Raw genomic sequence first — 21,422 nt, forward strand, 5'->3', positions numbered from 1 at the left:
GCCGGAAGCGAACGCCGAAACGGATCAGACGCTCAGATATTGCTTGACCGTTTCTTCCTCGGCACGCAGCTTCTCCGGTGCGCCCGTCCAGACGACACGACCCTTTTCCACCACATAGAACCTGTCGGCGACGCCAAGCAGCCGCTTGATGTGTTTGTCGATGACGACGATGGATTGCCCCAACTCCCGCAGGCGGGCGATGCAGTGCCATATCTGGTCGCGCACGACGGGTGCCAGTCCCTCCGTCGCCTCATCGAGAATAAGCAGCCGTGGATTGGTCATCAGCGCCCGGCCGATTGCCAGCATCTGCTGCTCTCCTCCGGAAAGAAGATTGGCATAGGAGCCGTTTCTCTCGGAAAGCCCCGGAAAAAGCTCGTATATGCGCTCCACCGTCCAGCATTGCGGCTCCGCCCGGCGGTTGGCGGCCGCCACCTTCAGGTTTTCATGCACAGTGAGGTTTGGAAAAACCTGCCGCCCCTCCGGCACCAGACCCAACCCCGTCCGGGCGACGCGGGCGGTCGAAAGGCCATCGAGCCTTTTGCCCTCGAACTCGATCACGCCGTCCCATGCCGGCAGCAGGCCCATCAGCGCCCGCACGGTGGTCGTCTTGCCCATGCCGTTGCGGCCCATGAGGCAGACCACCTCGCCGGCATCGACCTCGAAGGACATGTCGAACAGGATCTGGCTGCGGTCGTAACCGCTCGTCAAATTGCGGACTTTCAGCATCAGGCATCCTCCCCGAGATAGGCTTCCCGGACCCGCGTATCGTTGCGGATGTCTTCGGGCGTTCCAACGGCGACGATCTCGCCGCGCACGAGCACGGTCACCCGGTCGGCCAGTTCGAACACGGCCTCCATGTCATGCTCGACCAGAAGTATGGTGATGAGCCCCTTGAGGCCGGCGAGAAACCGCGTCATCGCCCGGCTTTCCTCCGAGCCCAGCCCGGCCATCGGTTCGTCGAGCAGAACAAGGGCCGGATTGCCGGCAAGCGCGATGGCAAGCTCCAGCATGCGCTGCTCGCCATGGCTGAGATCGGCCACTTTTCGCGACATATCCATGCCGTTCAGGCCGATGAGCGCAAGCATCTGCGCCGCACGCGCCTGCAAATCCGCATTGCGGTCAACCCGACGCCAGAAGCGGAATGCATGGCCATCGCTTGCCAGAAGCGCCAGGATAAGGTTTTCCCCGACACTGAGGTCTCGAACCAGCGTCGTGATCTGGAACGACCGTGCCATTCCGAGCCTCGCCCGCTCATGCGAGGGGCGGTTGGTGACATCGACGCCGTTGATGAGCACGGCGCCGGATGTCGGCATGATTTCTCCGAAAAGCTGGCTGATCAGCGTCGTCTTGCCCGCGCCATTGGGGCCAATCACCGCATGAAGCTCGCCCTTGGCGAGCGACATGGAAAGATTGCGGGTGGCGTGCAGGCCGCCGAAAAATTTTTGCAGATTGCGAACCTCGAGCACCGCGTTCATGCGCGCCTCCCCGAACAGATGAGACCGACGAGGCCACCCTTAGCGAAAAGCACGACGGCGATCAGGAACAGACCGAACCAGAAGTGCCAATAGACCGTCAGTCCGCCGAGAAATTCCTCGATCAGGAGAAAGACCAGCGCCCCGACGACGGGACCGGCGACCGTGGACACGCCGCCGACGATGACCATGAAGATAAGCTCGGCGGAACTCGTCCAGCTCATCGATTCCGGTGTCACGAAACTCGTGAAATTCGCATCTAGGAAGCCGGCAAGGCCGCAGATCACACCGGCGGCGATATAGGCGGCGAGGCGATAGCGATAGGGATCGAACCCGACCGCCTTCACCCGCCGTTCATTGCCCTTCGCCGCCTTGAGGAGCAGGCCGAAATCGGATTGGCGGATACGGGCAAAACCCAGCATCACAAGCGCCAGCACCGCCAGCACCACGTAATAAAGGATGGACCTGTCACCGAGATCAACTACCGTGCCGAAGTTGCTCGGATAATTGATCGTCAGCCCGTCATCGCCGCCGAACTGCCTGAGGCCGATCATGGTGAAATAAACCATCTGCGCGAAGGCGAGCGTGATCATGATGAAATGCACACCGCGCGTTCTAAGCGCGACGAGGCCGGTCAGACAGGCGAAAAGCCCGCTGACGCCCACCGTGACCAGCAACTGGATGACACCGTTGTCAATGTCGAAATCGGCGAGGATGCCGACGGAATAAGCGCCGATGCCGAGAAAGGCCGCGTGACCGAGACTAACCAGCCCGCCGAGGCCGATGATGAAATTGAGGCTGACGGCGGCAATTCCAAGGATCATCGCCCGCAGCAGGACTTCCACCCAGAAGTCGTGGCCGAGCGCCGCAAGCACCGATGGCGCCACCGCCAGCAGGAGAAGGACGGCAATCGCCGTCAGCAGATCGCGATCCACCGCCCTGCCCGATGCGGTCTCCCGCTTTGCGGCCGGCTGTGTCAAGGGAGCGACTACCGAAGTGGTTTCTGTCATCACATCACCTGCTTGCTGGCGGGAAGAGGCCCTCGGGCCGGAATATCAACACCAGAGTCATGGTGAGATAGATCAGGATGGAGGCGAGCGACGGACCCGCCGAAGAGGCGACTTCCGGCGGAAACACCGCATTCAGCAGCGACGGCAGATAGGCCCGCCCAAGCGTATCGATCAGCCCGACCCCGAGAGAGGCGATAAAGGCGCCGATGATCGAACCGATGCCGCCGATGATGATCACCACCAGCGCCAAGATGACGATCTGGTTGCCCATGCCGATAGAAGCACCGGTGATGGGGGCCACCATGATGCCGCCGATGCCGGCCAGAACCGCGCCGATTGCGAACACCAATGCGAAGACCATGCGCGTTTCTATGCCCAGCGCCCGTGCCATTTCCTCGTTGGAAGCAGATGCCCGCACCATCATTCCAACCCGTGTGCGGGTGATGACCTGCCAGAGCGCAATCGCCACGAGAGCCGCGACGATAACGATAAAGAGGCGATAGGACGGCAGGGTGATGCCGCCAAGCGCGATCTGCCCGCTGAGCCAGACCGGCAGGGGAACCGACAGTCCTTCCGGCCCCCAGAGATATTTCACCGCCGTATCCGCGCACAGCACAAGACCGAATGTCGCCAGAACCTGGTCGAGATGATCGCGCTTGTAGAAGTGCCGGGCAATCAGCCATTCGGCGATAAAACCGGCCGCCAGTGTCGCCGGCAGGGCGATGAGCATGCCGAGCACAAAGGAATCGAGCGCGATGGCGACGGTAGCGCAGATATAGGCGCCGATCATGTAAAAAACGCCATGCGCCAGATTGATGAAGTCCATGATGCCGAAGACCAGTGACAGGCCGGCGGCCAGCAGAAACAGGATCAGTCCAAGCTGAACCCCGTTCAGAAGTTGATTGGCAAACAGGATAATATCCATTTTCTCCTCCCAGAGCCGTGCCGCCGAAACGTTGTCTCACCCCTCGTTGCGGCAGGCATCCACATAGGGATCGGTCAGGTCTTTCATTTCGAGACCGTCCGACCTCAGGCTCCAGACACCGTTCGCATCCGGTGCGACTTCAAGGCTGAGATAGCGGTCGATGGGAAAATGATTGCGGGCAAGCTTGTAGCGGCCACGCACGGAGTCGTAATCGGCCTTGGCGAGCGCCGCACGCACCGCATCCGTGGCGGAAATATCGCCGCCCGCCTGCTCCACCGCTGCTTTGACATAGGGGATCAGATCATAGGCAGCGGCGGCGTAATTCGAGGGCACGCGGTTATATTTCGCCTTGAAATCGGCAACGAAGCGCTGGTTGGCGGGTGTTGCAAGATCCGGCGACCAGTAATCCGCCGAGCTTGACCCCAGAACCGCATCGATCTTCGCTTCCTGCAGCTTCGGCAGCGCGATCTGGTCCATGGTATAGACGCTGTAAAGCTTGACCTTCTTGCTCAGTCCCGATTGTTCGAACTGGCGCGCGAAAATCGCGGCGCGGCCGGGATAGAAAGCGAAAAGCGCGTCCGCGCCCGATGCCGCCACCTTGGCGAATTCCGCCGAAAAATCGAGCTGCGGATCATCGCCCCATTTGGTGAAATCGCGACCAGCCACTTCCCCGCCAAAGCTGCTTTCCACCCCGGCGGCCATGTCCTTGCCGGCGGTATAGTTGGGCGCCATCACGTAAAGTTTCTTCACGCCGCGCTCGTTCATGACCTTGCCGAGCGCAATCGGCACCATGTCGTTCTGGCCGCGCAGCGAAAAGAAATTGGGGCTACAAAGCTTGCCGGCAAGCTCGGAAGGCCCGGCGTTGGTGCTGATCAGAAACCTGCCGGAATCGAGCACCGATTTGCGCGCCGCCATCAGCACATTGGACCAGATGAAACCCGCGACGATATCGACGCCGTCCTGGCGCACCAGCTTCTCCGCCTTCTGGCGGCCGAGTTCCGGCTTCAGCCCGTCATCTTCGAAAACGACCTCGATCGGATGGCCGGCGATCTTGCCGCCGGAATGTTCGACCGCGAGCTTGACGGCATCGACCATATCGTTGCCGATGGATGCGGCGGGCGTGGTCAGCGTGGTGATGAAACCGATCTTGATCGGCTCCTGTGCGCCCGCCGTTCCGCTCATGAGCAAGGCGGACAGGGCCGCTGCTACGAAACGTTTCATTGTGTTCTCCTCCCTGAAAACATAATTTCGTTATTCGTTATCCGGCTGATTGACAGGCGCCGCCTTGCGGAAAGCCTCCAGTTCCGAAAGCGCCTGCCCGATCCTGCCGATATGCGGATAGGCCTCCATATCCACATCGAAACGCCTGTTGTTGACGAGCTGCGCCGCAAGGCAGATATCCGCCAGCGTCACGCTGTCGCCGTGGCAGAACCGGCCGGTTTCCGGCTCTGTCGCAAGCCGGCGCTCCAGCGCCGCGAAGGTTTCGACCACCCAATGCCGGAACCACGCGCCCTGCGCTTTTTCGTCGGCGCCAAAATGCTCCTTGAGATAGGCCAGCACCCTGAGATTATTGATCGGATGAATGTCGAGGGCGATCATCTGCGCAAGGCTGCGCACACGCTGACGCCCTTCGGCATCCTTCGGCAGCAAAGCCGGCTCCGGAATTTTCTCCTCCAGAAATTCGATGATCGCGAGCGACTGCGTATAGGTTTCGCCATCGGTCCAGGTGAGCGCCGGCACGAGGCCCTGCGGGTTGAGCCTGAGAAAACGGTCGGACCGCTGCTCGCCCTTGCGCAGATGGAACGCTTCGTAATCATAGTCCACACCCTTGAGCGCCAAGGCGATCCTGACGCGATAGGAGGTGGAGCTTCTGAAATAATTATGCAGGATCGGCCGGTTCATGCGGCCTTCCCCGCGCGCCGGGCGGCGGATGCGGGCTCCACGATCTCGATGGCGATCTCGCCCAGCCCGTCGATACCGCCGGTCACCCTGTCTCCCGGCACAATCGCGCCGACACCCGCAGGCGTTCCCGTCATGATGATATCGCCGCGCTTCAGAGACATGGAGCGCGACAGGATGGAAACGATTTCCGGCACATCCCAGATCAGCTCGGCAATATCGGCTTCCTGCCGGCTCGCACCGTTGACCGCAAGCCAGATCCGCCCCTGCGACGGATGACCCACCTGCGAGGCGCGGCGGAGGGGCGCGATGGGAGCGGAAAGATCGAAGGCCTTGCCCCAATCCCAGGGCCGTCCCTTGTCCCGCGCCGCCAGTTGTAGATCGCGGCGGGTAAGGTCGATGCCCACGCCATAACCCCAGACCATATCGAGGGCCGCTTCCTGCGGCACATCCACACAATCCTGACCGATCGCCACGACAAGCTCGATCTCGTAGTGGAAATCCTCGGTCTCCGGCGGATAGGGTATCGTGCTGCCATTATCCACCACGGCGTCCGCCGGCTTGGTGAAAAAGAACGGCGGTTCCCGGTCCGGGTCCTTGCCCATCTCACGGGCATGGGCGGCGTAGTTTCGGCCGACGCAGAATATGCGCCGCACCGGAAAACGGCTCTCGCTGTCATGGATGGCAATGGATGCCGGTGCCGGGGGATCGAATTCGAAATCGCTCATGGGTTTTCCAATCTGTCCTTTATCCGGGTCTGAAAGCCGCAAAAGCGGCATCAGACCATCTCGTGGTCCTGTCGGGGCCAGCGTGTCCTCAATGGACGCGCTTAACGCTCAGATCGATTTTCCGCAGGGTCTGCCGATCGATCTTGCCGGTTCCCGTCTTCGGCAATTCCTGGAAGAAAATGACGCTGCGGGGATATTTGTAGGGCAGCAGCGTCTTCTTGACGTGTTGCTTGAGCGTCTCGGCGGCGCTCGCCTCATCCGCATCCAGCTGCTCGAGAACGACGAAAGCCTGAAGCGTCATCCGCCGGTCGGCCATTTCCACCGCCAGCACCGCGCATTCGCGCACCAGCGGGTGGTCGGCGAGGCAAAGCTCCACTTCCAGCGGATAGACCCATTGCCCCGAAACCTTGACGAACTCATCGGCGCGACCGAGGAAATAATAGAACCCGTCGGCATCGCGCTTCATGCGGTCGGAGGTGTAGATCCAGCCATCGCCGCGCATGGTTTCAGCGGTTTTGTCGGGTCGGTTCCAGTAAAACGGCGCGTTGGAATCGCCGCGCACCCATAGGACACCGCTTTCGCCATCCGGCACTTCATTGCCATCGGGATCGCGCAGCGAAATCTCGTAACCCGGCACACGCAGCCCGGCAGCGCCCGGCCGCCGCATCTCTTTGGTATTCGAAAGATAGATATGCAGCACCTCGGTGGACCCGAGACCTTCGACAATGTCGTGACCCGACAGTGCCCGCCAGGCTTCCGCCACCTCATTGGCCAGCACTTCCGCCGCCGAAAGGCAGAGTTTCAGGCTGGAAAGATCGGCTTCGGCCGCCTCCGGCGCATTGATGAGCGACGTATATAGCGTCGGCAGCCCGAAGAAATGCGTCGGCCGATAACGTCGGATCGCATCGAAGACCACATCGGCCTTCGGTTGCCCCGGAACGAGAACGCTGGTCGCCCCAACCGAAAAGGGAAAGGTCAGGGAATTGCCGAGACCATAAGCGAAGAAAATCTTCGGCACCGAAAAACAGATATCGTCGGGCGAGATATCCAGAACATGATGCCCGAAGGATTGTGCCGTAAAAGCCATGTCGTGCTGCAGATGGACAATGCCCTTCGGACGCCCGGTGGAACCGGAGGAATATTGCCAGAAGGCCATATCGTCACGCCGCGTCGGCGCCGCTTCAAGCTCCGTGCCGGCATCGGCGAGGAATGTCTCCGCTTCGACCGCCGGCACCGGGCAATCGGCCGGAACCGGACCGTTCGTGACGACGACCTTTTCCAGCAGCGTATCGGTGCAGGCGACGGTGTCGAAACGGGAAGCGAAGGCGGCATCGACGATGGCGATACGCGCCGAGGAATCCTGCAGATAGAAATTCAAGAGGTCGGGCGGTGTCAGCGTGTTGATGAGCAGCGGCACGAGGCCGGCCCGAAGCGCACCGAACAAAGTCGCCGGACAGGCGGGCGTGTCATCGAGAAACAGCAGCACCCTGTCGCCATGGCCAAGACCGGCTTCAATCAAGGCATTGCCGAAACGGCAGGCATCGGCGCAGAGTTCGGCATAGGTGCGGGTTCCGGCTGGGCTAATCACGGCCGGATGGTCGCCCCGGCCCCTTTCTAGATTATCGAAAAGGATAGCGCTGGCATTGTAGATTTCCGGCACGGAAAAGCCGATTTCGAGACTGCCGGCGGCATTGCGTGGCACCCCGTCTTCGGGCGGCTGCGGCAGGGTTTCGTAAAGCTTGGCCTGAACGGTCATATCTTCCTCCTTCAGGCGGCCGGGCGCGGACGCGAGGCGTCGTAGCGCTGCATGAAACGCGGGGACATCGACCGCAGCCGCTCATCGTCGATACGGCCGGAGCGAGTGATGTAGCTATGGGCGAAATCGACCGGCGAAAGGCGCATATGTTTTGGAACATCCGCATACCAGCCGGCGCTTTCACGCGCGGCCCGCACCAGCTTTTCCACCACCGGCTGCCTTTCGGTCTGATAGTGCTCAAGGGCATCGCGCACATCGCCAGGATGCGCCTCGAGCGCCTTTACCAGCGCCAGAACATCCTCGAGCGCCAGCCGGGTGCCGGACCCGATGGAATAATGCGCGGTGTGCAAGGCGTCGCCGATCAACACCATGTTGCGATGCGACCAGCGCCCGTTCCATATCCACGGGAAATTGCGCCAGGTGGACTTGTTGGCGACTAGCCCGTGGCCATCGAGCGTTTCGGCGAAAATCGCCTCGCAGCGCGCCTTGCTGTCTTCGGGGCCGAGCCGATCGAAGCCAGCTTTCAGCCAACTTTCACGATCGCACTCGACGATGAAAGTGCTCATGGTTGGCGAATAACGATAGTGGTGGGCATTGAAAGCGCCGAATTCCGTCTCGACAAAAGTCTGTGTCAGCGTTTCGAAGCGCTTGGTGGTGCCGAACCAGACGAATTTTTCATCGAGATAGGTAAGCGACGTCTGGAAATCGCCTTCAAAGGCGCGACGCACCAGCGAATTGACGCCATCGGCGGCAACGATAAGGTCGTAACCATCGAGTTCCGACACCGACTGCACTGTCGTTGAAAACGAAAGCTCCACACCTGCGGCGCGCGCCCTTTCCGTCAGCAGCAGGATAAGGTCGAGGCGGCCGATGGCCGAAAACCCGACGCCATCCAGCGCGACACTCTCACCACGATGGACGAGGGTGATATCCGACCAGGTCTCCATGCGGGCCGTAACGAGGTCCGCCGTTTCCGGATCGTCGGTACGCAGGAAATCCATGGCCTTTGCCGAAAACACGACACCGAAACCGAAAGTCGCACCTTCCGGATTGTGCTCAAACACCTTCACGACGTCGGCCGGATGCCGCCTTTTCCACAGACCGGCGAAATAAAGCCCTCCTGGCCCACCGCCGATAACAGCCACCCGCTTCATGCGCATCCTCCCTCACGCAATTGCTTTTCATCAATCTAGCGGATATTACGTATAGTGCAATAGATTTTATGGAGCGCAACGAATGAAAACCTTCGCAACGGAAATCACGGTGGAATGGGGGGATTGCGACGAGGCGGGCATCGTTTTTTATCCGAACTATTTCTATTGGCTGGATTGCACCTTCCAGAGGCTGCTGCGTTCGCAAAATCTGGGGCAACGGCAGAACAGGGCGGAATTCGGCGCGGTGACGCCGCTGGTGGATGTCGGCCTGCAGTTCAAGGCGCCGGCCCGCTATGACGATACGCTTCGCATCGAGGCCACCATCGTGGAATGGCAGGAACGCAGGTTCCGCATCGCCTATCGCATTTTTTCCGGTGAAAAGATCATCGCGGAGGGTTATGAGGTTCGGGCATGGGCAACCATGACGGATAATGGTCTCAAGGGCGCGCCCATATCCGAGGAATTCAGGAGGCGAATGCAATGAACGGCGAGGACGATGTCGACAACGAGGCTTCGGGCAACGGCAATGCCCGAGGCGGCATTCAGGCTCTCGATGCGGCTCTGACCGTGCTGCATGCGCTTGCCGATTTCGAAGGGCCTGCCGCATTGATCGACATCGCCCGGGCGGTATCCATGCCGTCCAGCAAGGTGCATCGTTATCTCGCCAGTTTCATCCATGCCGGTTTTGTCCGGCAGACCCAGCGATCCGGCCGTTACGAGCTGGGGCCGTTTGCGGCTTCTCTCGGCATCGCCGCGCTCGGCCGCAGCGATTTCGTCAATCAGGCCGCCGATGCGCTGCCGGACCTCGTGGAACAGACGGGCCTGACGGTGCTGCTCACCGTATGGGGCAGCCAGGGCGCGACCGTGATCCGCTGGTGCCGGGCGCCGAGCCCGATGGTGACATCCTTCGGTCTCGGCAGCAGCCTGCCGCTTCTCACCTCCTCCAGCGGCCGGGTCTTTCTCGCCTTTCTACCGCGCCACGTCACCGCCGCTCGGCTTTATCTCGAGGTCGAACGCGCGATGGATGCAGGCCTCTCATGGCCTGATCTCGATCTTAGCGGCGCAAGCATCGACCGGCTGGCGGAAACCATTCGCGCCGATGGTTTTGCCAGCGTCGACGGCCGCTACGTCCCCGGCCTTCGGGCGGTAGCGGCGCCCGTCATCAACTGGCAGGGCGAGGCGGAAGCCGCCGTTACCCTGATCAGCAACTCCGAGCAGATTCTGTCGGCGGATAATCCGGCCGTGCGCCAGCTGCTTGATTTTACAACAGCCATATCCAGCCGGCGGCAATGGCCTTCATCGAAGGCCTAAAGCGCGTCGCGTTTAATCTCTTTGTTTTATGCATGTCGTTATCCCGAAACCGCTGCACGCTTTCGGGCGACATGCATTAGGGCCTCTCCGGCCAGAAGGGCGGATCTGCAATTTCGCCGTTGAAAACAAGGCTGCGGCGCGGGCCACGTCCCGTCAGCCACCGAAGCAGGTCGGCGGCCGGCCCGCTGACCGTGTTTTTACCGGAGCCAATGACGGTGGACCCCACCCCGTCCGTCGGCTTCAGCGTCAATGAAAACGGCTGGCCACGCATGTCCAGCGCCTGCGCCGCCTCTCGAAGAAGGCGATCCACCACTTCGGATGGGACATCCAGCAGGGAGGCCCCATTGTCGAGATCGACGGCGCAGAGCCATATTTCCCTAGTCCGCAGCCACGGTGTCTGAGCGATCTCGACAAGACCTCCATTCAGCGGCTCCACCTGCGCCCGCCACCCCGCCTCATCGAGATCGCGCCACTCGACATCCAGATGCACCTGCGAATGTTTGAAAAGGTACCTCAGCGCATGGGCCGGCAGGCTTGCGCCGAAGGCGATATCCTCGTTCTGCGCTTCCGGCTCTTCCAGCGTTTCCCGTCGCCGCCCAAGGCGCGCCGCCTCGACCAGCCGGGCAAGCGCGCGCGCCTGAAAACCGACATGGGCGATCACGTGCCGCCTGGTCCAGCGGGGAACGAGCGAAGGAAGAGCGAGTTCGCCATCGGAGAGTTCGTTCAGTTTTCTCGCGAAATAAGCAGTTCCCAGCCGTGCATATCGCAATTCGGCGGCCGGCGCCGCAGACGAATCGTAACGGGCGCCAGCCCCCAGACGTTGACGCAGTTCCAAACGGGCGTCGGTGAGATCAGAAGACATCGCCCATCCCTCCCGATCGCGTCACCGGTCCCGCTCTTCCACATGGGTGCGGGCGAAGTGAAGCCGCTCCATGATCGGCGCATCCGAAAACCGGAAAAGATCGAACTGGCTTTCCGCCCGCAGCGACCATTGCACCCAGGACGGCACGACGAACATATCGCCCTTGTCGAGCCTGTGTTCCTTGCCGTTGAGCACGACGGAGCCCCGGCCATCGAACACCTGAAAAACCGACGAGCCCACCTCGCGCCGGCCGGGCGTGACGGCACCTTCCCGCAGGCGATGAAATTCCGCCCGGATGGTCGGCATGACGTCGCCGCCGGTGGTGGGGTTGATGTAGCGCACCGCCGCGTGCCCCGGCCCCATGGTGGCCGGCTGCCCCTCCTCCTCCAGCAGAAGCTGCTCTGTCAGGGCGCGGTCGGTATGTTCCCAGCGATAGGCGCCGATCGGCGAGGATACGGTTGCCGCAAGGCCGGAAAGCGGCCGCAGGCCCGGGTGACACCAGAGCCTTTCGCCGCGCGAAAATTTCGGCGTCGCATAATCGGTGACGCGGTCCGACCCGAATTCGAAAAAGCCGACATCGTTCTGGTAGGAAAAGGGGATGTCGAGCCCGTCGATCCAGGCCATGGGGTGGTCGGTATCGTTGTGATGGCCATGAAAATGCCAGCCCGGCGTCAGCAGAAAATCACCCCGGCTCATCCGCACCGGGTCGCCATTCACCACGGTCCAGACCCCTTCGCCTTCGACGACGAAGCGGAAGGCATTCTGTGCGTGGCGATGTTCCGGCGCCGTTTCGCGCGGCCCGAGATACTGGATCGCGGCCCAGAGCGTGGGGCTGATATAGGCCCTGCCGCCAAGACCCGGATTGGCAAGCCCGATCGCCCGCCGCTCCCCGCCACGCCCGACCGGAACGAGATCGCCCGACCGTTTCGCAAGCGGATAGAGCCTGGACCACTTCCAGACATGCGCCACGGCCTTGGGATTGGGCACCACCGGCATCAGGTCGTCTATCTGGGTCCAGAGCGGTTTTAGATGTTCCGCTTCGAAATCCGCATAAAGCTGGCGAAGCTCCGGCGTGTCATCCGGCACCATCATGTTGCTTTTCGTCTCGCTCTGCACGGTTTCGCTCCTCCCTGTCGTCTTCCGCGGCGGCGCTTCAGGCCGGGAGCATCTCGTCATCCCGCTATTGTCATCGCCCTATCTACCTCTTATTACGTACAGTAAAATATATTGCACTGAATGCAACACCAAAAAGCATTGCAAGAAAACCTCCATGGCCAGAACCATGGAGGACCGCGATATCGATCTGTGATTTGGATGGCTTTGTCCGGACCGCGCGAAGAGGCAGACGAGCTTTACGGCATCGTGCCACGATGCCCGGAGGCTAGAACGGGGTTTTGCGCCCTGCCTGTCTCAGATTGCGGTTCGTGCAGGCTGCCATTCAAGAGCTTTCGAGGATGCGGCGCTGAACACATCGCCGATACCGATCAGCACAGGTTCGTTCACGCCCAGTCTCTCGACGGCAGCACCGAGTTCCATCAGGGGCCCGCACCAGCGCTGCTCATTCGCACGGCTGACGGAAATCATGACCGCAACGGGTGTTGAAGCGGGCATGCCGTGAGCGAGCAGGCAAGCCTCTATGCTGGCTGCGGTTCGCCCGCCCATATAAAAAACGGTGGTCACGGAGGGGTTCGACAGGGATTGCCAGTCGATATTCTCCGGCAGCTTTCCCTGCCTGGAATGGCCGGTGATGAAGCGTACCGACTGGGCATGGTCGCGATGGGTCAGGGAAACACCCAGGCGCGAGGCCATGGCGCTTGCGGCGGTAATGCCGGGCACGATCTCGACCGGGATATTTTCAGCCTCCAGCGCGGCGATCTCCTCGCCGGCGCGCCCGAAAATCATCGGATCGCCGGATTTCAACCGCACCACCCGTTTGCCGGCCTTGGCGAGACGGATCATCATGTCATTGATGTCTTCCTGCCTGCAGCTTTCCCGGCCGCCGCGCTTGCCGACCAGCATGCGCTTCGCCTCCCGCCGCGCCAGTTCCAGCACCTCGGCCGAAACGAGATCGTCGAACAGGATGACATCGGCCGCCTGCAAAGCGCGCACCGCTTTCAGCGTCAACAGTTCGGCATCGCCCGGTCCGGCGCCCACAAGCGTTACGAGGCCGCGCCCCGATCCTGCCCGCGCAGCCTGCATTCCGATATCCGCAAGCAGCCGTTCCTCGCTGCCCTCACCCAGCCTTTCGGTAAAGGCCCGATCGACGAATTTTTCCCAGAAAGAACGCCGCGACGCACCGGGAGCGAGCCGCAGATTGACGCGCTCGCGGATTGTCTGGGCAAGCACGCCCCAGTCCTTCAGCGACAGCGGCAGCAATGTCTCGATGCGCCGGCGGATGGCCTGCGCCAGAATGGGTGCTGCGCCATCGGTAGAGATCGACACCACGACCGGCGAGCGATTGACGATGGAGCCGAACTGGAACTGGCAGAATTCCGGCTTGTCGATGACATTGACGGGAACGCCGGCCACCCGCGCGGCATCGTAGAAGCTCGCGGCTTCCGCATCGGTCTCGCAATCCGCCAGCGCCAATTCCGCGCCGTCGAAGATATCCGGACACCACGGACGGTCATGCCATGTCAGCATCTGGCTTTTTGCGACAAGCGCCGCAAAGCTTTCCGAAAGCTCGCTTTCCTCGCAATAAAGATGCAATTCCGCCCCGCAGGCCAGCAGCAGTTCCGCTTTCCAGGCGGCTCCATCCGATCCGCCCGCCAGCACCACGCGCTTGCCCTCAAGCCCCCAGAAGACCGGCAACTTGGCTAATCTTTCCATGCGGGCCGGTTCATTCCGCTGCGGTTTTAAGGCATCCATCGATGATCCCCCTGATTTCGGCGCGGCAGGAGCCGCAATTGGTTCCGGCATTCAACGCCTTGCCGATGGCTTCGACGCTGTGGCAGCCTTCGCGGATGGCGGCGGTAATCTGGTTCACTCCGACGTTGAAGCAGGAGCAGACGGTGGCGCCCGGATCGGCGCGGCCGGCACCGGGGCGACCGGCAACCAGCGCAAAACGCATGCGCAGGTCCTGATGGCGCTCAGTCAATTGCGAGATCGCCCAGTTGCGGGCAACGGCCACCGGCTGCCTGGCGATGAACAGCGCCGCCAGCAGGATATCGCCGTCGAAGAAGGCAAGGCGCAGGTCGCCCGTCTGCCGGTCGCTATAACCCAGCGGCTCGATCCTGGCCTCGATGCCGAAGACCTGTCGCGCCCAGAGTGTCCAGTCCTGCGGCTCCTCGGCAAAGGCAAGCTCCATACGATAGCCGCCATCCGCTTTGGCCGTGGCCCAATAGGCACAATCCGGCGCATCCGGCCGGATGCGGGAGATGGCGAAACCATAGGCCTTCGCTTCGAAGCGCCGTGCCCTTACCGCCACGTTTTTCGAGGCGGGCTGGCCCGAATGCGGATCCGTCACCGGGGCAACCACGACATCGATGCGCGCCTGCGAGGCAAACTGGTCGTTCCAGTGCATCGGCGCAAACACCGATCCGCGCGCCTGCCTTTCGCTCACCAGCGCCCGCAGCAGAACCTTGCCATGGGGACTTTCCAGCTCCACCAGATCGGCGCTTTCTATTCCCAGCGCCTGCGCATCGCGCGGGTGAAGCTCGGCGAAGGGTTCGGCGATATGGGCAGTAAGGCGTGCACTTTTGCCCGTGCGGGTCATGGTGTGCCATTGATCGCGGATGCGGCCGGTATTCAGTGTCAGCGGATAATCCGCCAATGTCCTGCCGGTTTCCGGCAGGGCGGTGGCGATGAACCGCGCCTTGCCATCGGCATGGTAAAACCGCCCATCCGCGAAAAAGCGGGTAACGACGGCATCGCCCGGTCCGGCCTTCGGCCATTGAAAGGGCGTCATCGCACAATAGGAATTCCGTTCGACACCGCTGATGTCGAAATCGCGACTGCCCGCATTCTCGAAACCGGAAAGAGCGGCATGTTCGGCAAAAATCTCCGATGGCTGGCCATAGGCGAAGGCCGTGCCGAAGCCCATGCGCCGGCCCACTTCCGCCATTTGCCACCAGTCCGCTTTCGCTTCGCCCGGCGCATCGAGAAAACCGCGCTGACGGGAAATGCGCCGCTCGGAATTGGTGACGGTGCCGTCCTTTTCACCCCAGCCGAGCGATGGCAGAAGCACATGGGCATAGCGGGCCGTATCGGTATTGGCTATGACATCGGACACCACGACGAAAGGACAGGCCTTGATGGCCGCCTCGACGGCGCCGGCATCCGGCATGGAAACCACCGGATTGGTCGCCATGATCCACAGCGCCTTGATGCGGCCGTCAGCCACGGCCCTGAACATGTCCACCGCCTTCAGGCCGGGTTTTTCCGCAATAGCGGGCGAGGCCCAGAAACGCCGCACGCGGTCGCGATCCTCGGCATTTTCGATAGCCATATGGGCGGCCAGCATATTGGCCAGCCCGCCGACCTCGCGCCCGCCCATGGCGTTCGGTTGGCCGGTCAGCGAAAACGGCCCCATGCCCGGTTTGCCGATGCGGCCGGTGGCGAGGTGGCAATTGATGATCGCGTTGACCTTGTCCGTGCCGCTTTGTGACTGGTTGACGCCCTGACTGTAACAGGTGACGGTTTTTTCGGTGCGTTCGAACAATTCGTAAAAGGAAATCAGTTCGGCGACTGTCAGGCCGGTGGCCTCGGCGATCTCCGGCAGGCTATGTGCGGTTGCTGCCTGCATCGCAGCATCAAAACCGACCGTGTGATTGTCCACATAACCGCGATCGATTGCAGGACTATCGGAAAGATGCGCCAGCAAGCCGGTAAACAGCGCCACATCTCCATCCGGGCGGATGGCGAGGTGCATGTCGGCAATATCTGCGCTCATCGTCCGGCGCGGATCGATGACAACGACTTTCATTTCCGGCCGCGCGGCCTTTGCCGCCGCAAGCCTTTGGTAAAGCACCGGATGGCACCAGGCGAGATTGGAACCGGTGAGGATCACCAGATCGGCAAGCTCCATATCCTCATAGGTGCCCGGCACCGTATCGGCCCCGAAGGCGCGGCGATGGCCGGCAACCGAGGACGACATGCAGAGCCTTGAATTGGTATCGATATTGGCCGAGCCGATGAAACCCTTCATCAGCTTGTTGGCGAGATAATAATCCTCCGTCAGCAATTGGCCGGAGACGTAAAAGGCGACCGAATCCGGGCCGTGTTCGGCAATGGCTTGAGAAAACCGGGAGGCGACGAGGTCAAGCGCTTCGTCCCATGCCGCCCGCCTGCCGGCGATTTCGGGGTGGAGCAGGCGACCGTCGAGATCGATGGTTTCGGCCAGAGCCGAACCTTTGGAGCACAGTCTTCCGAAATTGGCGGGGTGGTCTTGATCACCCCGGACGGACACCGCGCCATCGTCGTTGACAGTGGCGATGACGCCGCAGCCGACGCCGCAATAGGGACAGGTGGTTTTGGTTTCAACGGGCATGGGTTTGCCCTCGTAGGGTGCGGCGGTTACCCCCCTCTGTCCTGCCGGACATCTCCCCCTCAAGGGGGGAGATCGACAAGCGGAAGGCTTGCCGCTTCATCTCTGCGACCGGCGACGCAAGCCGTGAATGGAAATTCGCGCCGCGATTGATCTCCCCCCTTGAGGGGGAGATGTCCGGCAGGACAGAGGGGGGTAACGCCACCGCCATTGAAAATCACTCCGCCGCGATCATCAGGGTTTCAAGCGCAATTGAGAGCCGTCCATCCAGATTGCGGACGGGTATGGTCCGCACCTCGCCCTCATCCGCCCCCAACGCCTTACCGGTTTCCAGCGAAATCACCCAATTATGCAAGGGACACGTCACCGAAGCCCCATGCACGATGCCCTGGCTCAGCGGCCCGCCCTTGTGCGGGCAATGGTCCTCGATGGCGAAGACCTGATTTTCCGCCGTGCGGAACACGGCGATCTTGCCCATTGGCGTTTTTACGCAACGCGCGCCGCGCAGGGGAATGTCGGAGATATCGCCAATATCGATCCAGTTGCTGTCCATCGTTCTCACTCCGCCGCTTCACTGAAACCGATTGCCGCCATGGGCCTGAATTCGTGCTTGTCATGGCCGGATACGCGTTCCGACCAGGGGTCGACCTGCGCGAATTTCTGGCTGAAGACGAAGCGGTCGAAATAGGCCTTGCGCTTTTCCGCATCGTCCATGATCTGGCGGCGGATTTCGTCGTAACCAATGCGCTTGGCCCATTTGTAGATACGCTCCAGATACCGCGCCTGTTCGCGATACATCTGTGTCAGCGCCACGATATGTTCCAGCGCCTCATCCTCGGTTTTGACAAGACCCAGAACTTCCGTGCCCTTGATATCGAGACCGGCGGCACCGGCAAAATGGATCTCGAAACCGGAATCGACGCAGATGACGCCGATATCCTTGCAGGTGGCCTCCGCGCAATTGCGCGGACAGCCCGAGACGGCGAGCTTGAGCTTGGCCGGTGTCCACGAGCCCCACATGAATTTTTCGATGCGGATGCCAAGTCCGGTGGAATCCTGCGTGCCGAAGCGGCACCATTGCTGGCCGACGCAGGTTTTGACCGTGCGCAAACCTTTGGCGTAGGCCTGGCCGGAAATGAAGCCGGCCTTGCCGAGATCGGCCCAGACCGCCGGCAAATCCTCCTTCTCGATGCCGAGAAGATCGATGCGCTGGCCGCCCGTCACCTTCACCATCGGGATTTCGAACTTGTCGACCACATCCGCAATCGCCCGGAGTTCAGAGGAAGAGGTAACGCCGCCCCACATGCGTGGCACGACGGAATAGGTGCCGTCCTTCTGGATATTGGCGTGGACGCGCTCATTGATGAAACGCGACTGGTAATCGTCGGCATATTCATCCGGCCAGTCGCAGACGAGGTAATAATTGAGCGCCGGCCGGCATTTGGCGCAGCCGCAGGAGGTCTTCCATTCCAGCTCCTGCATCACGGCTGGGATGGTCTTCAGCCCCTTGGCCTTGATGAGACGGCGCACATCGTCGTGGCCAAGATCGGTGCATTTGCACATGGGCTGCACGGCAGCGGGGTTATAGCTGTCGCCGAGCGTTATCGTCATCAGCTGCTCGACGAGACCGGTGCAATTGCCGCAGGAGGCGGATGCCTTCGTGTGGGCGCGCACATCGTCCAGCGAGGTCAGCCCCTTGGAGGTGATGGCCGATGTGATCTTGCCCTTGCAGACGCCGTTGCAGCCGCAGATTTCCGCATCATCCGGCAAGGCTGCAACGGCCGCCATAGGGTCCAGCGGCGACCCTCCCTGATAGGCCTGGCCGAAGATCAGAGTTTCGCGCATGGCGGAAATATCGGTCGATTTCTTCATCAGATCGAAGAACCACGACCCATCCGCCGTTTCGCCGTAGAGAACCGCGCCGATGATGCGGTTTTCCTTGAGGATCAGGCGCTTATAGACACCGGCCGTGGCATCGCGCAGCACGATTTCCTCGCGGTCGTCGCCTTCGGCGAAATCGCCGGCGGAAAACAGGTTGATGCCGGTGACCTTCAGCTTGGTATTGGTGACAGAGCCGTGATATTCGGCCGAACCGCCACACAGCCGGTCCGCCAGCACCCGCGCCGATTCATAAAGTGGCGCGACGAGGCCATAGCACATGCCGCGATGCTCGGCGCATTCGCCGAGCGCGTAGATCGAGGCGTCGGACGTCATCATGCCGTCATCCACCACGATGCCGCGATTGACGGCGATACCAGCCTCCTTGGCGAGACCCGAGGCAGGACGGATGCCGACCGCCATCACCACCATATCGCCCTTGATGACGCGGCCGTCTTCCAGCTCGATGCCCTCGACCTTCTCCTCACCGAGAATGCATTTGGTATTGGCCTTGGTGATGATGTCGATGCCGCGCTCATTGAGCGCCTTTTCGAGAAGATAGGCCGCTGCCGGATCGAGCTGGCGCTCCATGATCGTCGGCATCAGGTGGATGACGGTGACATCCATGCCCTGGCGCTTGAGGCCATAAGCGGCTTCCAGCCCGAGAAGACCGGCGCCGATGACGATGGCGCGGCCCTTGCCCTCGGCGATCGCCAGCATCTTGGTCACATCGTCGAGATCGCGGTAGGCGAGCACGCCCGGCAATTGATGGCCGGGGACGGGAATGATGAAGGGCAACGAACCGGTGGCAATCACCAGCTTGTCGTAGGAAACCGTGATGCCGTTTTCGCTGGTCACGGTCTTTCTGTCGCGGTCGATACCGATGACCTTCGCGCCCTTGTGCAGCGTGACATTGTTAGCCGCATACCATTCGTCATTGTGGATGACGATGTCTTCATAGCTCTTTTCGCCCGAGAGCACCGGCGAGAGCATGATGCGGTCGTAATTGACGCGCGGCTCGGCGTTGAAAATGGTGACGTCGTAAAGGCCGGGAGCGGTTTCGAACAGGTTTTCCAGCATGCGCCCCGGCGCCATGCCATTGCCGATGATGACGAGTTTTTGCGTCATGGGCGTTACTCCGCAGCTTCGACGAAGCGGTGACGTTCGTAGAGGAACTTCAGCACGGCCTCGCGGCATTTGAGGTAGGTCTTGTCGGATGCGAGCTCGATGCGGTTGCGCGGACGTGCCAGCGGCACGTCGAGCACTTCGCCGATATGGGCGGCCGGACCGTTGGTCATCATCACGATACGGTCGGAGAGCAGCACCGCCTCGTCGACATCATGGGTGATCATGACCATGGTGTTGCCGAGCCGGGCGTGGATTTCCATCACCGCATCCTGGAGATGGGCGCGGGTCAGCGCGTCCAGCGCGCCGAAGGGCTCGTCCAGCAGCAGGATCTTCGGCTCCATGGCAAGTGCGCGGGCGATGCCGACACGCTGTTTCATGCCGCCGGAAATTTCCGAAGGCTTTTTGTCCTTGGCGTGGGCCATCTGCACAAGATCGAGGTTGCGCATGACCCAGTCATGCCGCTCGGCCCGGGTCTTGGTGTTGCGGAAGACCTTCTCGACGGCGAGATTGACGTTTTCATAGACCGAAAGCCAGGGCAGCAGGCTGTGGTTCTGGAACACGACGGCGCGCTCCGGACCCGGCTCGTTGACCTCGCGGTTTTCGAGAAGCACCGCGCCGGCAGACACTTTCGTCAGTCCGGCGATGAGATTGAGCATGGTGGACTTGCCGCAGCCGGAATGGCCGATGACGGAGACGAATTCGCCTTTTTCGATGGTGAGGTTGATGCCTTTCAGCACCTCTGTACGCGAACCGCCCTTGTCGAAATATTTGTCGATGTGATCGAGCTTCAGATAAGCGTTCATGATCGTCGCCCTCTTAATTTGCCGCAGCGCCGCGGGTGATGACCTTGCCGAGCGCCGCCACCAGCTTGTCGAGCACGAAGCCGACGACGCCGATGTAGACGAGCGCCACGATGATGTCGGGCAGGCGCGAGGAGTTCCACGCATCCCAGATGAAGAAGCCGATGCCGACGCCGCCGGTCAGCATTTCCGCCGCGACGATTGCGAGCCAAGAAAGGCCGACACCGATACGCAGGCCGGTGAAGATGTAGGGTGCCGCCGAAGGCAGCATGATCTTGAAGAAGAATTCCAGCTGATTGAGCCGCAGCACCTGCGCCACGTTGCGGTAGTCCTGCGGAATATTGCGCACGCCGACTGCGGTATTGATGATGACCGGCCAGATGGAGGTGATGAAAATCACGAAAATGGCCGAAGGATTGCTGTCCTGAAAGGCGGCCAGCGAAAGCGGCAGCCAGGCAAGCGGCGGTACGGTGCGCAGCACCTGGAAGATCGGATCGAGACCACGCATGGCCCAGACCGACTGGCCTATCACCGCGCCGAGAATGATACCGGCGATTGCCGCAAGGCCGAAACCGTAAGCCACACGCTCCAGCGAGACCAGCACGCGCCAGCCAAGGCCGATATCCTGTGAACCGTTGTGGAAGAAGGGCGATACGATGAGATCGTAGCTCTCCTCGAAAACCTGGCTCGGCGGCGGCAGCGATGAGCCGGGGGCGGAACAGAGCAATTGCCAGACGCCCAGCAGAATGGCGAGGACGATGAACGGCGGTACGATGTTGCGAGCCGCCTCCGCACCCCATTTGCGCAGATCGATCCGCGGCGACTGTTTCGGCGCAAGTGCCACGACGTTTGCCTTCTGCGCTACCGGCTGCTGCGGCTCTTCGTTGAATTTTCGGGCCAATGCGGACATGGGCGTTTCCTCTTGATTTCGGTTGCGGTCTGGGGTTCGCCCCTCATCCGGTCTTCAGTCGCGCCGGTTGGGCAGCGCATCTGGCAGATGAGGGGCGACACCCC

At 61.5% G+C, this 21,422-nt stretch carries 19 protein-coding genes; 2 read left to right on the forward strand and 17 right to left on the reverse strand.

Annotated elements, in window-relative coordinates:
* Positions 1-24 precede the first annotated feature (24 nt).
* The 9 genes from CFBP4996_RS19985 to CFBP4996_RS20025 form a co-directional block, all read right to left on the reverse strand.
* Positions 25-726: an ABC transporter ATP-binding protein gene (locus CFBP4996_RS19985; RefSeq protein WP_080854076.1), complete on the reverse strand. Its 702-nt coding sequence runs from the start codon at positions 724-726 to the stop codon at positions 25-27.
* Positions 726-1,475, reverse strand: coding sequence for an ABC transporter ATP-binding protein (locus tag CFBP4996_RS19990; protein WP_080854075.1), 750 nt, complete (start codon positions 1,473-1,475; stop codon positions 726-728). The genes CFBP4996_RS19985 and CFBP4996_RS19990 overlap by 1 nt, the downstream gene beginning before the upstream one ends.
* Positions 1,472-2,482 carry a branched-chain amino acid ABC transporter permease gene (locus tag CFBP4996_RS19995; RefSeq protein ID WP_080854074.1) on the reverse strand — a complete coding sequence of 337 codons (1,011 nt, stop codon included), beginning with the start codon at positions 2,480-2,482 and terminating at the stop codon, positions 1,472-1,474. The genes CFBP4996_RS19990 and CFBP4996_RS19995 overlap by 4 nt, the downstream gene beginning before the upstream one ends.
* A 4-nt stretch (positions 2,483-2,486) precedes the next feature.
* Positions 2,487-3,401, reverse strand: coding sequence for a branched-chain amino acid ABC transporter permease (locus tag CFBP4996_RS20000; RefSeq protein ID WP_080854845.1), 915 nt, complete (start codon positions 3,399-3,401; stop codon positions 2,487-2,489).
* Positions 3,402-3,443: 42 nt separating this feature from the next.
* Positions 3,444-4,628, reverse strand: a complete 1,185-nt coding sequence (locus CFBP4996_RS20005) for an ABC transporter substrate-binding protein (protein WP_080854073.1) — start codon at positions 4,626-4,628, stop codon at positions 3,444-3,446.
* 30 nt (positions 4,629-4,658) lie between these two features.
* Positions 4,659-5,309: a maleylacetoacetate isomerase gene (gene maiA, locus CFBP4996_RS20010; protein WP_080854072.1), complete on the reverse strand. Its 651-nt coding sequence runs from the start codon at positions 5,307-5,309 to the stop codon at positions 4,659-4,661.
* A complete protein-coding gene (locus CFBP4996_RS20015) occupies positions 5,306-6,034 on the reverse strand; it encodes a fumarylacetoacetate hydrolase family protein (protein ID WP_080854071.1) in 729 nt (242 codons plus the stop codon). Before CFBP4996_RS20015 ends, maiA begins: the two co-directional genes overlap by 4 nt.
* A gap of 88 nt (positions 6,035-6,122) precedes the next feature.
* Positions 6,123-7,790, reverse strand: coding sequence for a benzoate-CoA ligase family protein (locus CFBP4996_RS20020; protein ID WP_080854070.1), 1,668 nt, complete (start codon positions 7,788-7,790; stop codon positions 6,123-6,125).
* A gap of 11 nt (positions 7,791-7,801) precedes the next feature.
* A complete protein-coding gene (locus CFBP4996_RS20025) occupies positions 7,802-8,944 on the reverse strand; it encodes an FAD-dependent monooxygenase (RefSeq protein WP_080854844.1) in 1,143 nt (380 codons plus the stop codon).
* Positions 8,945-9,026: 82 nt separating this feature from the next.
* Here CFBP4996_RS20025 and CFBP4996_RS20030 point away from each other — a divergent pair, with 82 nt between their 5' ends.
* Both CFBP4996_RS20030 and CFBP4996_RS20035 read left to right on the forward strand, forming a co-directional pair.
* Positions 9,027-9,428, forward strand: a complete 402-nt coding sequence (locus tag CFBP4996_RS20030; RefSeq protein WP_080854069.1) for an acyl-CoA thioesterase — start codon at positions 9,027-9,029, stop codon at positions 9,426-9,428.
* Positions 9,425-10,255 carry an IclR family transcriptional regulator gene (locus tag CFBP4996_RS20035; RefSeq protein ID WP_035263466.1) on the forward strand — a complete coding sequence of 277 codons (831 nt, stop codon included), beginning with the start codon at positions 9,425-9,427 and terminating at the stop codon, positions 10,253-10,255. Before CFBP4996_RS20030 ends, CFBP4996_RS20035 begins: the two co-directional genes overlap by 4 nt.
* Positions 10,256-10,331: 76 nt before the next feature.
* Here CFBP4996_RS20035 and CFBP4996_RS20040 read toward each other — a convergent pair whose 3' ends face one another.
* The 8 genes from CFBP4996_RS20040 to ntrB all read right to left on the reverse strand — a co-directional run bounded on the left by CFBP4996_RS20040 (position 10,332) and on the right by ntrB (position 21,318).
* On the reverse strand, positions 10,332-11,117 hold the full coding sequence (locus tag CFBP4996_RS20040; RefSeq protein WP_080854068.1) for a maleylpyruvate isomerase family mycothiol-dependent enzyme: 786 nt from the start codon (positions 11,115-11,117) through the stop codon (positions 10,332-10,334).
* A gap of 21 nt (positions 11,118-11,138) precedes the next feature.
* Positions 11,139-12,233, reverse strand: coding sequence for a cupin domain-containing protein (locus tag CFBP4996_RS20045; RefSeq protein ID WP_233283577.1), 1,095 nt, complete (start codon positions 12,231-12,233; stop codon positions 11,139-11,141).
* A gap of 294 nt (positions 12,234-12,527) precedes the next feature.
* Positions 12,528-13,985: a siroheme synthase CysG gene (gene cysG, locus CFBP4996_RS20050; RefSeq protein ID WP_162936056.1), complete on the reverse strand. Its 1,458-nt coding sequence runs from the start codon at positions 13,983-13,985 to the stop codon at positions 12,528-12,530.
* A complete protein-coding gene (locus tag CFBP4996_RS20055; protein WP_080854066.1) occupies positions 13,957-16,605 on the reverse strand; it encodes a nitrate reductase in 2,649 nt (882 codons plus the stop codon). Before CFBP4996_RS20055 ends, cysG begins: the two co-directional genes overlap by 29 nt.
* A 214-nt stretch (positions 16,606-16,819) precedes the next feature.
* The gene (gene nirD / locus CFBP4996_RS20060; RefSeq protein ID WP_003519747.1) at positions 16,820-17,155 is read right to left on the reverse strand and encodes a nitrite reductase small subunit NirD; all 336 of its coding nucleotides are present in this window, start codon (positions 17,153-17,155) and stop codon (positions 16,820-16,822) included.
* Positions 17,156-17,160: 5 nt separating this feature from the next.
* Entirely contained in the window at positions 17,161-19,608 is a 2,448-nt protein-coding gene (gene nirB, locus CFBP4996_RS20065) for a nitrite reductase large subunit NirB (protein ID WP_080854065.1), read from the reverse strand.
* Positions 19,609-19,613: 5 nt separating this feature from the next.
* The gene (locus CFBP4996_RS20070) at positions 19,614-20,411 is read right to left on the reverse strand and encodes an ABC transporter ATP-binding protein (protein ID WP_080854064.1); all 798 of its coding nucleotides are present in this window, start codon (positions 20,409-20,411) and stop codon (positions 19,614-19,616) included.
* Positions 20,412-20,424: 13 nt separating this feature from the next.
* Entirely contained in the window at positions 20,425-21,318 is an 894-nt protein-coding gene (gene ntrB, locus CFBP4996_RS20075) for a nitrate ABC transporter permease (protein WP_080854063.1), read from the reverse strand.
* Positions 21,319-21,422: the final 104 nt, after the last annotated feature.

The organism is Agrobacterium leguminum (genome assembly GCF_005144435.2).
In the GTDB taxonomy this organism is placed as follows: Bacteria; Pseudomonadota; Alphaproteobacteria; order Rhizobiales; family Rhizobiaceae; genus Agrobacterium; species Agrobacterium leguminum.

Coding starts and splice junctions, on each gene's coding strand:
- CFBP4996_RS20030 (WP_080854069.1), top strand. CDS start 9,027: ATGAAAACCTTCGCAACGGAAATCACGGTGGAATGGGGGGATTGCGAC.
- CFBP4996_RS19990 (WP_080854075.1), bottom strand. CDS start 1,475: ATGAACGCGGTGCTCGAGGTTCGCAATCTGCAAAAATTTTTCGGCGGC.
- nirD (WP_003519747.1), bottom strand. CDS start 17,155: ATGGACAGCAACTGGATCGATATTGGCGATATCTCCGACATTCCCCTG.
- ntrB (WP_080854063.1), bottom strand. CDS start 21,318: ATGTCCGCATTGGCCCGAAAATTCAACGAAGAGCCGCAGCAGCCGGTA.
- CFBP4996_RS20035 (WP_035263466.1), top strand. CDS start 9,425: ATGAACGGCGAGGACGATGTCGACAACGAGGCTTCGGGCAACGGCAAT.
- cysG (WP_162936056.1), bottom strand. CDS start 13,985: ATGGATGCCTTAAAACCGCAGCGGAATGAACCGGCCCGCATGGAAAGA.
- nirB (WP_080854065.1), bottom strand. CDS start 19,608: ATGACGCAAAAACTCGTCATCATCGGCAATGGCATGGCGCCGGGGCGC.
- CFBP4996_RS19995 (WP_080854074.1), bottom strand. CDS start 2,482: ATGACAGAAACCACTTCGGTAGTCGCTCCCTTGACACAGCCGGCCGCA.
- CFBP4996_RS20025 (WP_080854844.1), bottom strand. CDS start 8,944: ATGAAGCGGGTGGCTGTTATCGGCGGTGGGCCAGGAGGGCTTTATTTC.
- CFBP4996_RS20015 (WP_080854071.1), bottom strand. CDS start 6,034: ATGAGCGATTTCGAATTCGATCCCCCGGCACCGGCATCCATTGCCATC.
- maiA (WP_080854072.1), bottom strand. CDS start 5,309: ATGAACCGGCCGATCCTGCATAATTATTTCAGAAGCTCCACCTCCTAT.
- CFBP4996_RS20020 (WP_080854070.1), bottom strand. CDS start 7,790: ATGACCGTTCAGGCCAAGCTTTACGAAACCCTGCCGCAGCCGCCCGAA.
- CFBP4996_RS20005 (WP_080854073.1), bottom strand. CDS start 4,628: ATGAAACGTTTCGTAGCAGCGGCCCTGTCCGCCTTGCTCATGAGCGGA.
- CFBP4996_RS20070 (WP_080854064.1), bottom strand. CDS start 20,411: ATGAACGCTTATCTGAAGCTCGATCACATCGACAAATATTTCGACAAG.
- CFBP4996_RS19985 (WP_080854076.1), bottom strand. CDS start 726: ATGCTGAAAGTCCGCAATTTGACGAGCGGTTACGACCGCAGCCAGATC.
- CFBP4996_RS20040 (WP_080854068.1), bottom strand. CDS start 11,117: ATGTCTTCTGATCTCACCGACGCCCGTTTGGAACTGCGTCAACGTCTG.
- CFBP4996_RS20055 (WP_080854066.1), bottom strand. CDS start 16,605: ATGCCCGTTGAAACCAAAACCACCTGTCCCTATTGCGGCGTCGGCTGC.